General features: G+C 50.5%; 11 protein-coding genes and 1 riboswitch. Of the genes, 2 read left to right on the top strand and 9 right to left on the bottom strand.

The features are described 5' to 3' along the window. Positions 1-101 precede the first annotated feature (101 nt). From V7D78_RS14810 to V7D78_RS14800, 3 genes are all read right to left on the bottom strand, one after another. Entirely contained in the window at positions 102-497 is a 396-nt protein-coding gene (locus V7D78_RS14810) for an alpha/beta hydrolase-fold protein (RefSeq protein WP_333609232.1), read from the bottom strand. A gap of 301 nt (positions 498-798) precedes the next feature. Then, positions 799-1,572: a type I methionyl aminopeptidase gene (gene map / locus V7D78_RS14805; protein WP_442886590.1), complete on the bottom strand. Its 774-nt coding sequence runs from the start codon at positions 1,570-1,572 to the stop codon at positions 799-801. Beyond that, a complete protein-coding gene (locus V7D78_RS14800; protein ID WP_333609231.1) occupies positions 1,565-1,771 on the bottom strand; it encodes a ParD-like family protein in 207 nt (68 codons plus the stop codon). The genes map and V7D78_RS14800 overlap by 8 nt, the downstream gene beginning before the upstream one ends. 355 nt (positions 1,772-2,126) lie before the next feature. On the opposite strand from V7D78_RS14800, the gene V7D78_RS14795 reads away from it, so the two are divergent. After that, positions 2,127-3,437 carry an anti-phage deoxyguanosine triphosphatase gene (locus V7D78_RS14795; protein WP_333609230.1) on the top strand — a complete coding sequence of 437 codons (1,311 nt, stop codon included), beginning with the start codon at positions 2,127-2,129 and terminating at the stop codon, positions 3,435-3,437. A gap of 29 nt (positions 3,438-3,466) precedes the next feature. Next, positions 3,467-4,525 (top strand): patatin-like phospholipase family protein, encoded by a 1,059-nt coding sequence (locus V7D78_RS14790; protein ID WP_333609229.1) that lies wholly within the window; start codon positions 3,467-3,469, stop codon positions 4,523-4,525. Positions 4,526-4,541: 16 nt separating this feature from the next. Here the strand turns inward: V7D78_RS14790 and V7D78_RS14785 are convergent, their stop codons facing one another. From V7D78_RS14785 to V7D78_RS14760, 6 genes are all read right to left on the bottom strand, one after another. Beyond that, a complete protein-coding gene (locus tag V7D78_RS14785) occupies positions 4,542-5,828 on the bottom strand; it encodes a cyanophycinase (protein WP_333609228.1) in 1,287 nt (428 codons plus the stop codon). A 185-nt stretch (positions 5,829-6,013) separates the two neighbouring features. Continuing rightward, complete coding sequence (locus tag V7D78_RS14780) at positions 6,014-6,850, bottom strand: cobalamin-binding protein (protein WP_333609227.1); 837 nt, start codon at positions 6,848-6,850, stop codon at positions 6,014-6,016. After that, positions 6,850-7,509 carry a cob(I)yrinic acid a,c-diamide adenosyltransferase gene (gene cobO, locus V7D78_RS14775; RefSeq protein ID WP_333609226.1) on the bottom strand — a complete coding sequence of 220 codons (660 nt, stop codon included), beginning with the start codon at positions 7,507-7,509 and terminating at the stop codon, positions 6,850-6,852. Before cobO ends, V7D78_RS14780 begins: the two co-directional genes overlap by 1 nt. A gap of 4 nt (positions 7,510-7,513) precedes the next feature. Beyond that, positions 7,514-8,521 carry a FecCD family ABC transporter permease gene (locus V7D78_RS14770; RefSeq protein WP_333609225.1) on the bottom strand — a complete coding sequence of 336 codons (1,008 nt, stop codon included), beginning with the start codon at positions 8,519-8,521 and terminating at the stop codon, positions 7,514-7,516. Continuing rightward, positions 8,518-9,297 (bottom strand): ABC transporter ATP-binding protein, encoded by a 780-nt coding sequence (locus V7D78_RS14765; protein ID WP_333609224.1) that lies wholly within the window; start codon positions 9,295-9,297, stop codon positions 8,518-8,520. The genes V7D78_RS14770 and V7D78_RS14765 overlap by 4 nt, the downstream gene beginning before the upstream one ends. 83 nt (positions 9,298-9,380) lie before the next feature. Then, a riboswitch (cobalamin riboswitch) is annotated at positions 9,381-9,554 on the bottom strand. A 326-nt stretch (positions 9,555-9,880) separates the two neighbouring features. Further along, positions 9,881-10,137, bottom strand: a 257-nt coding sequence (locus tag V7D78_RS14760) for a hypothetical protein (RefSeq protein WP_333609223.1), incomplete at its 5' end; no start/stop codon positions are given.

The raw sequence follows: 10,137 nt of genomic DNA, 5'->3' as shown, positions 1-10,137 counted from the left end.
TTTTACATTCATGGTGAGCATCCGCGGTGTGGGAGTTTTGGCGAATGATCAGATCGGGAACCGCCATGAATGTTCCCCTCTCACCTAAATAATTGTTTTAACTACACCATTTGTGGGGATTTCTCAGATGCTTTAGCCACTGTTGGTGTGAAATCTCTGATTCTGCTATTTGATCCAGCCGAACCTTTCTGATATGACACTGCAACAATGATGGCATGCTGCATCACCCCGTTATTCATAGGAAAGCGCATGGCACCACTTACAATAGGAAAACTGTAATACCCGTCAGTGAGGTAAATTACCGGGTAAATTTCATCAGTTTTTGTGGTGTAGGAAGGAGGTAGTTGAATAAATAATGGGTAAATACGCCCACTAGATTTTTCTTCAAGCTCAATTACCGAACTTCTTGGCAATTCATACGGAGTGGCGGCATTCAACTTAAAACAGACCAGCAGCAATGCCGAAAATAAAAACGATTTCATTTGATTAACCATCATGTATAACGCGTTGGTAATGTGCTGCCGCAGCGCAGCATAAGTGGATGCCACACATAACCCAGCGACAGATTAGCAGGAAAAATTAACACTCGAATGCCCGGCATTGGTCCAGCCCAAAAATCCGACAAGTTCCAACTTAACACAAAGGCAACTAAACCGATCACTACTGATGCAGCACCCGATAGAATAGCTATGGTTGATATTCTAAGCTGGCTCATTGTGCCTCATCACGCCCACAGCACGAGCAGCTTTACTGTGAAGGCGCAGCCGCATTGAATAAGCCGTCTGCCTTGCCTGCGATTTAAATTTGCTCTTCGGCCCTGAGCGTCAGTACCTCGTAACCCTCTGAGGTAACGGCCACTGTATGCTCCCACTGAGCGGATAACTTTTTATCGCTGGTGACAACGGTCCAGCCGTCTTTCTTCAACTTAACCTTGGCCTTACCCTGATTAATCATAGGCTCAATTGTAAACACCATCCCTTCTTGCAGCGTTAAACCTTTACCTGCCTGACCATAATGCAACACCTGTGGCTCCTCATGCATTTCCCGGCCAATCCAATGCCCACAATACTCTCGAACAACAGAGTAACCATGTTTCTGAGCGTGGCTCTGAATGGCATGACCAACATCACCAAGGGTCGCGCCAGGCTTTACACTCTGTATTCCTTGCCACATTGCTTCATAGGTTGTTTCGACCAAGCGCCTCTCGGCCGGAGTCACGTTACCGATCATGTACATTTTGCTGGAGTCGGCGATAAATCCGCCCTGCTCCAACGTGATATCAACATTGACAATGTCACCGCATTTTAGCTTCTGTGCGCTTGAAGGAACGCCATGGCATACAACGTAGTTTACGGAGCTATTCAGAACATACTGATACCCATACTGGCCTTTGCTGGCTGGACGAGCACGCAGCTGATCAGTGATAAACCTTTCCGCTAAATCATTGATATCCATTGTAGAGACACCAATCTCAATAATGCCATCAAGGTATGCAAAAACCGTTGCCAGAAGCCGACCAGACTCCCGCATTACACTCAACTCTTCAGCACTTTTCAGTTTTACGCTAGCCACCAACAGCCTTCCTGATGTCTACTTCAGCCAGCTTCATTTGGTCGCGCATAATGTCAGAAAAAGACATACTGGGGTTCGCCTCGGCAAGCATACCAATCTTTATCCAATACTCAGCCTGAGCATTGATAGATCGAACCATAACTGAACTAGCCTTGCGGATCTCCCCATGTAGTTCGTCGTCAATTTTCACAATTCCCATCACCAGCCTCTGATATACGTTTTATATACGAATCATATATCGCCAATAGCAGACAGGCAAGAAGGTAGTGAGGAATTTAACGCTTTAATCAACCGACACCTGAGAGCTCGGCGGTATTGACTTGATAGCGATCATTCTGCTTACTATTTGTTAGCAACTCTGCATATTTCTGGTGGGGATTTCAAGACAAGATTTCGTTGATATGACGGTTTCAAATGGCCGCTATTGGTAAAAACGACTGTCTGTCATCTGATTATGTTATAACAGCTTAAATTACTGGTTAGACTAAGCGCTACTCGAAGTTTGTTGCTTGCTTTAGTAACATAGCGATATTGACGACGTTAAGGGATCTTGTATGTCAAAGCCAATTGCAGATGTGTGTTATGAAACCTGGTCTGCCCGACGCTCAGCCAGTGCCAGTTTGCGGCCCAATGATCAGCGCAGCCCCTGGCAGCGTGACAGAGCGCGTATTCTGCACTCTGCGGCATTTCGACGGCTGCAGTCTAAAACACAAATTATGGGCATAGGTGAAAATGACTTTTACCGTACCCGGCTTACCCACTCGCTGGAAGTGGCGCAAATTGGTACTGGCCTGGTCAGTCAGTTAAAGCAAAAGCTGACGGCTGAGCAAACGGCGATGTTACCTGATCACAGTTTAATGGAAGCGCTGTGTCTGGCACATGATATTGGCCACCCGCCTTTTGGGCATGGCGGCGAATCGGCACTGAACTATAAGATGCTGCCCTATGGCGGCTTTGAAGGTAATGGCCAAACCTTGCGTATTGTCGCTAAGCTCGAGCCTTACACCCTTGAACACGGCATGGATTTATCCCGCCGCACCCTGCTGGGGTTATTAAAATACCCGGTACTGCAACCCATACAATTGGCTCAGTGCGAACGCCCCAGCGAGCGACCAATGAACCTGAACCCGTGGAAACCCGCTAAAGCGCTGTTTGCCGCTGACAGTGATATTTTAAACTGGATTTTAGCGCCGCTGAGTATCGAAGACCGCAGCGCCTTCCAGCAGATAGATAATCTGGACAGCTCGCCCTTTATCAAGTCGCGTTATAAGTCACTGGATGCCTCCATTATGGAGCTGGCTGATGATATTGCTTATGGCGTGCATGATTTAGAAGATGCCATAGTGCTGGGTAATATCAGCCAGCAGCAGTGGCAACAGCATATGGCTGACTGCTGGCAAGTATTGCCAGAGCCACTTAAGCAGCAGTTACAGCCTTTGGGGCAGCAACTGTTCAGCGCGGAACATCATTTACGTAAAGATGCGATAGGCTCGCTGGTCAATATGTTAATTACCTCAGTGCAACTCACCGAAAGTTTGCCACAGGCAAGCTGTGCGCTTATCCGCTATAACGCCAGTTTGCCAGATGCGCAAAGTAGTGTGCTGCAGGCGTTAAAGCAACTGGTGTTTCGCTGTGTGATTAAACAGCCGTCTATCCAGCAATCACGCTTTCGAAGCCAGAATATGTTACTGGAGCTATTTGATGCTTTTGCCTCGGATCCCGAGCGCTTATTGCCATTAAACACCCAGCAGCGCTGGCATAGTGCCCCTGAGGGCGCCGCCCGTTACCGGGTCATTTGTGACTATATCTCTGGTATGACCGATGACTATGCGACCCGCATGTACCATACCTTATTTGGTCGCTGATCCTGCTCTCTTATGTTGGTAACGCATTGATGCCTAAATCTACACAAAGCTCATCGCCCTTGCGGGTGCTGGCCGGTCGCCGTGCCTATCAGCAGATCCAGCAACAGGGGCTAAGGGCTGATGATATTCAGGTACTGGTCGGTGCCAGTGGTGGCCCCAAATGGTTTGTGCTCTATGGCTTAGACCGCTACCTACTCGGTGAGTTTTTTGCCAAGCGCCAACAGCCATTGCATTTGCTGGGCAGCTCCGCCGGCGCCTGGCGCTTTAGCTGCTATGCCCAGCAACAGCCCTTGGCAGCGCTGGAGCGCTTTGCCAAAGCCTACAGTACTATCTGCTATCCACCAGGTGCCGATAGCGCCCTGATCAGCCACATCTCTGCGGCCATTATAGATGATGTGTTTCCGGCAGAGGCAGACATTGCCGGGGTGCTGGCTAACCCGGTAATGCAGCTAAATGTAATTGTGGCCCGGGCCAAGCGCTTTAAAACCGGCCAGCCTAAGTGGCAGCAAGTGGCCAGCTTATGTATGGCGGCGGGGGCGAATTTAGTTAAGCGCGAGCATTTACAGCATTTTTTTCAACGGGTGCATTTTCATTTATCCGCTAGTCAGGCGCCGTTTTTACACAGCAGTAGCCTCGCCACTGAGCATGTGGCTTTTAGTGCAGAAAACCTGAAACAGGCGGTGCTGGCCAGTGGCTCTATACCCTTGGTGCTAGATCCAATTGTCGATATCGCCGGAGCAGCTAAAGGGCTCTATATAGATGGCGGTATTACCGATTACCATTTTGACTTGCCGTTCAGCCCGCAAGGTTTAGTGCTGTACCCGCACTTTTACCCCAAGCTAACGCCGGGTTGGTTCGATAAAGCGCTGCGCTGGCGGCGCACAGCGGCCAGTACTTTAGATAATGTGGTGATCCTCTGCCCCAGCGCGCAGTGGATAGCCTCACTGCCGCTTGGCAAAATTCCGGATAGAACAGATTTTAAACTACCGGATCAGCAACGTATTGAAAACTGGCAGCAGGTTTTAAGCCGCTCCACCGAATTGGCAGAGGCCTTTGCAACAGGCCACTACCAACTGGAGCCATTATAAGCGGCCCGCTGCTGATTTACGGCTGGCTTATCGGCAACTCAGTAATAGCAAAGCTGCTGGGAATTATAGACAGTTTCACCTGATAAGCGCTGCCATTATCCAGCATGCCATCCAGATACTGCCAGTAGCCCTCTGTCAGCTCATCCTGAGTAAAGCGTAAGGTAAAACCCAAGCCGCTCCCCTGATGCAGATAACTGACCACTTCTTTACTGCCCTTGTTATCCACTAAATCAAACGCCAGTAAATCTTTTAAACGGCTATTACGGCTAAATACGCCAGACACCACAGGCGAGGCTAAATTCAAATACTCGGCACCGATAGTCGCTTGTTTAGCTGCATGCGGCACAAAACGATGCTCATCCAGTAAGTATTTATCACCGCCCTGAAACACACTGATACGGATATTCTCCAGATGGTAACCATGCGGATTATCCTGTTTCTGACTTTGTCTTACATCTACCAGCGTCACCGCACCGGCCCCCAGCGCCTGCAGCTGGTTATCAATAGCGGTGTAGATCAGGGCGGCATTTTCATCAATACCAAAACCCAAACCAAAGCTGTCACGATGTAGCTGAGTGGCAACGATTAAGCGGCCGAAGCGGGCTTTGCGATCAAAATGCTGGTCAATAATACCCTGTTTAAAAAAGCCCAGTCCCGTGCGAAGCAGCAAGGGGCCATGCTCCTGATCCTGCATGCCGGCATAGCTGTCAGTGGTGCCTTTTGTCAGGGCGCCCCAGGAATCGCCGGCCGCTATCATTACGTCACTCATCATAGCGGCACCGGCACTGGTGCCCCCCACCACGCCACCACGCTGATATAACGCCCAAACGGCGGCCAACAAGGGCGAGCCGTTGTTATCCGGGTTCAGCGTAGCCGTAATATTCAACTGATCGCCGCCTAAAAACCACACTGCAGTAAACTGGCTTAAATGCGCGGCCAGTTTTTCATCCAGCGCGCCTTCAGCCCACAGGCTTTCATCTTGCTCAGGCGTACTGCGATCATCTTTAAGCGCGACCGGAAACAGTTCAATTTGATCTTCAGACAGACCATAGCGCACCATATCTGATTGGAACTGCTTAAAATACTTAACGGGTTGGCCACTGGCCGCCGGAATCACCGCCACCCGGGCTTGTAACGGGCCACCGGCTAATTCGATATAACGCTGATACACCTCGGCATTGGAGCTCGCCAGGGCGCCACCTACCATCACTAAAGCGCCTTTACTGGGCGGCTGTTCTGGTGATGTTGGTTTAGAGCAAGCCACAATAAACAAGGCTGCGGTAAGGGTGAGTAAATGCTTCAAAGTTTAACTCCATATGCTTAATACTGCGTGGTCGCAGCTTTTATTGTTGGTGTATTAAGCTGACTATTATAATTTTATTATCAGCCTGCACAGCCTATCAGAATTTTCGCCCGCTGCAGAGTATTAACAGATCCGAGCTTTGTGCTCTAATGGTGATAAGGCTGGCGCTCTGCTGGTTAAAACGCTTACCCTTGACGAAACGGCGCTAAGCCTTCGCAAAGCTGGCGAATGCCCTCTATGGTGCGAGGCGTAGTGCGGTAGACATAATCCGCATTCACCGTTAAAAATTGCTGCAAAGCCACCGCCGGCAATACCTTATAAGCTTGCCAAAAACTAAAATCCGCTGCTCTACCGCTGCCTGCTGCCTGAATAATCACCTCAGGCTGGCGCGCTAATACCTGCTCCAGCCCCACTTGCGGATAATCGGTTTTGGCATTGGCAAAGGTATTTTCAGCACCGCAAAGCGTCAGCATTTGCGAAGGCCAGGCATTATTAGCCACGGTGCTCAGTGGCGCCGTGCTCATCGCATAAAATACCTTTATCTTTGTTTGCTGTTGATATTGCTGGCGAAGTAGATTCAGCGCCTGACGAAAAGCGTCAGCCTGCGCGGCCGCTTGCTGCTGCCTGCCGGTAAGCCGCCCCAGCTGCTCTAACTCAGTGGCAATATCATCCAGCGTGAGCGGATCAGAATACACCACCTTTACACCCAGCTGCTGCAAGCGGCTTAGATCAGCGGATGGGCTGCCACTGCGCCAGGCAATGACTACCGCCGGTTGTAACGCTAACACCGCTTCAATATTGACCGAGGCATGGCTGGCCACCCTTGGCAGCTGTTTCGCTGCCTCAGGGTAATCGCTGTAATCACTGACCGCGACCAGTTGTGCCTCGGCACCAATAGCGTACATTAGCTCGGTGATATGTGGTGCCAATGAAATAAAACGCTGTGTCGCAGAGACTGGCAGGCTGAATAAGGTCATCAGCAATACAGCGTTAAACAAAAACAGCAGATTAAAAGCTCGCATCACCAATCAATGCCCTTTTGTGCTTTAATGCCGGCGTCAAAGGCATGTTTTACCGACTGCACTTCACTGACCGTATCGGCCAGCTCAATTAAGCGCCGATGGCAAGCTCGCCCGGTGATCACCAGATGTTGCCCGGCCGGGCGGTTAACAATAGCCCGCTCTACCTGCTCCAGCGGTAAATAATGATAACTGAGCATATAAGTCAGTTCGTCCAGTAACACCAGATCTATGGCGGGATCGGCTAAAAAAGCCTCTGCCTGCTGCCACACTTGTTTGGCCGCGGCAATATCTGCCGCTTTATCCTGGGTATCCCAGGTAAAACCGGTGGCCATCACCGCAAAAGGCACGCCATGCTGGGCTAATAAGTTACGCTCGCCACAATCCCAGCTGCCTTTAATAAATTGCACCACCGCAGCGGTTAAACCATGACCGACCGCCCGGGCTACAGTACCAAAGCCTGAAGTAGATTTACCTTTACCATTGCCGGTGATCACCAGCATCAGGCCTTTTTCGGTATTAGCACGCGATACCGCGGCATCAACCTGCTGTTTTAAGCGTTGCTGCCGCGCCTGATGACGTTGCTGTTTAATATCGTCATGTTGCTGATCACTGGCTTGCTGGTCATTTGCCTGTTGATCATTTGTTTGTTCATCATTCATTGTCTTATCCTGGTCGTTGTTGCCGGCGCATCATTATTAAAAAAAACACACTACCCAGTACCGAGGTAATCACGCCCAGCGGGATTTCCTGCTGCGCCAGCAGGCTACGCGCCAGATTATCCACCCAGATCAGAAAAATCGCGCCGCAAAGCGCGGAGCCTAGCAGCAGAGGTATGGCCGTGACACCAAAAAAATAACGCACTATATGCGGGATCATTAAGCCGACAAAGGCAATACCACCGCATTGCGCCACTATGCAGGCCGTCACCAGCGCCGTTAACAGCAGTAAGATCGTTCTTAAACGCCGGGTATTCACCCCCAGGGTATGGGCACTGTCATCAGACAGCAATAACGCATCCAACTGCCGGCGTAACACTAAAGCGATACCCAGTAACAAGCATACCGCCGGGGCGATCAATAACACGCTAAACCAGCTGGTACGGCTCAGGCTTCCCATTAGCCAGAAAATCACCCGGTTGGCGGCAAAGGGCTCAGCAAAATATAAAATAAAGCTGCTAATGGCGCTGAGCATAAAGGACACCGCCACCCCGGCCAGCAGGGTCACTTCTATGCGTTGTCGCTGCTGGCCCAGACAGACTAAAAACACTAAGGCCACCGCAAATAAAGCCCCGACAAATGCCGCCAGTGCCATGCTAATCATTTGCTCTGGCAACAGCACACTAACTAAGGTAGCGCCCAGCGCAGCACCGGCCATTAAACCAAATAAATAAGGATCGGCCAGTGGATTGCGGCTGGCGTTTTGCAATACTGCGCCACTGATGGCCAAACCGGCACCCACCAGCATAGCGCACAGTAATCTTGGCATGCGGACCTGCCAGACAATGGTTTGCGCCAGGGCTGAGGCCTGCTCGTGGCCGATAAGGGCAAAAAGGATGTCCATCAGGCCCAGTTTGGCGCTGCCAATGCCCAGGCTTAATACCGCGCTTATCAGCAGTATCAGGCTTAACAGTATAAAATAGCCTTTGCCAGAGCGAGCTTTGCCTGGTGTCATAGCCCCTCCGGTAAAAAACTGACTTGCAGATGCGCATGCTGCCCCTGAGCCTGCACAGTGCACGGCAGGCCAAACACTTGCTGCAGCAAAGCCGGGGTTAATACCTGTTGCGGGCTGCCAAAGGCACGCTGCTGCCCCTGCTGCAAAAATAGTAATTTATTGCAGTACATCGCCGCCAGATTTAAATCATGCAGACAGGCCAACACAGTGATACCGAGCGAACGGGTTAAGCTTAAAATCTGGTGTTGGTATAACACATCAAGATGGTTGGTGGGCTCGTCTAACAGTAAAATTTGCGGTTGTTGCACCAAAGCCTTGGCAATCAGCGCCCGCTGTAATTCGCCACCCGATAAACGGCTGAGCAGTTGCTGCGATTTGTCGGTTAAGCCTACTTTTTCCAGTGCCAGCGCAATCTGATGCTCATCGACACTGTGATTAGGTTCAAACCAGCTTTTATGCGGCAATAGGCCCATGGCCGCCAACTGAGACACCGTTAACTCAAAACCGCTAACATCATGCTGGCTAACCACTGCCAGCTTTTGCGCGCGCGCTCTGGCTGAATACTGCGCCAGTGGCTTGCCGTCTAACAGGATCTGCCCTTGCTGCACGGGCAACTGACCACTGAGCAATTTTAATAATGAGCTTTTACCGGCGCCGTTAGGGCCAATAATGCCTATAAAGTCGCCACGCTGCACTCTAAACTGCAGTTGTTGCAAGATAAGCTGCTGCTCAAGCTGTAAGCCCAGTTGTTGTACTTCAATGACGCTAGCTGGCACGCACTGCTCCCAAAAAGACCAAAGGCAACAGGCTGCACAGCCGCAAGGCGGGGCACAGCGCCGCTGCCGTGTTTTCCCGCACGGTGGGGCTTACTTTACTGGCAGGTCTCCTGACTTTAAGTGATAACCCACAAGCTTCCTTCCCAAAGCCGGGCTTCAGTGGATAAGGTTGCAGCACTTATTACAGTTGCGGGTACAGTTCAGGCTTAGCACCTGATTCCCTTTTAAGCGTGAGCACCAGTGGCGCTAGTCTAGCAGAAAGTGACGCAGGGTATAATAAAAAAGCCGGCGGCGTTGTTGTCCGGATCGAGTTATGGGTTTTACTGCGTAAAGTCAGCTTTTTTATGCGCTATGACAGCCACTCGGTTCTATACTGATATTGATACTGATACTAATATTTCGTAGCTGACGCGAGGTTACAATGCATACAACGCCCAACAAGGTTATCAACTTAAGTGTAGTCGCCGCGTTACTCTGGTCTGCCAGTGCCAGCGCCCATCATGGCTGGAACTGGGCTGAACAGCAGCAAACCGAGATGACCGGTGACATTACTGAAATTTACATAGGCCCACCCCATCCACGTTTAATGATTGCCGTTGTTGTCGTAACTGTAGCTGGTGCTGCCGCCGATAGCACGCGTGATACTACGTACCGCATTGCCGCCGGCGTTGCGGCTGCTGTTACCGTAGTTAAGTACGCTGGCATAGTCGCTCTTTTGCGTCAGATTACCTATCGCATTGTACTGATAGTAAATGGGTGGCTCGCTGTAAGTAATGCCATTAAAACTGCGGACACTGGATTTAAGCCGGTGCAGGTTATCGTAGGTAAAGGCTTCAATGC

This window comes from Arsukibacterium sp., from assembly GCF_036735525.1.
Lineage (GTDB): Bacteria > Pseudomonadota > Gammaproteobacteria > Enterobacterales > Alteromonadaceae > Alishewanella.
This window is presented reverse-complemented; position numbering and strand designations above follow the sequence as displayed.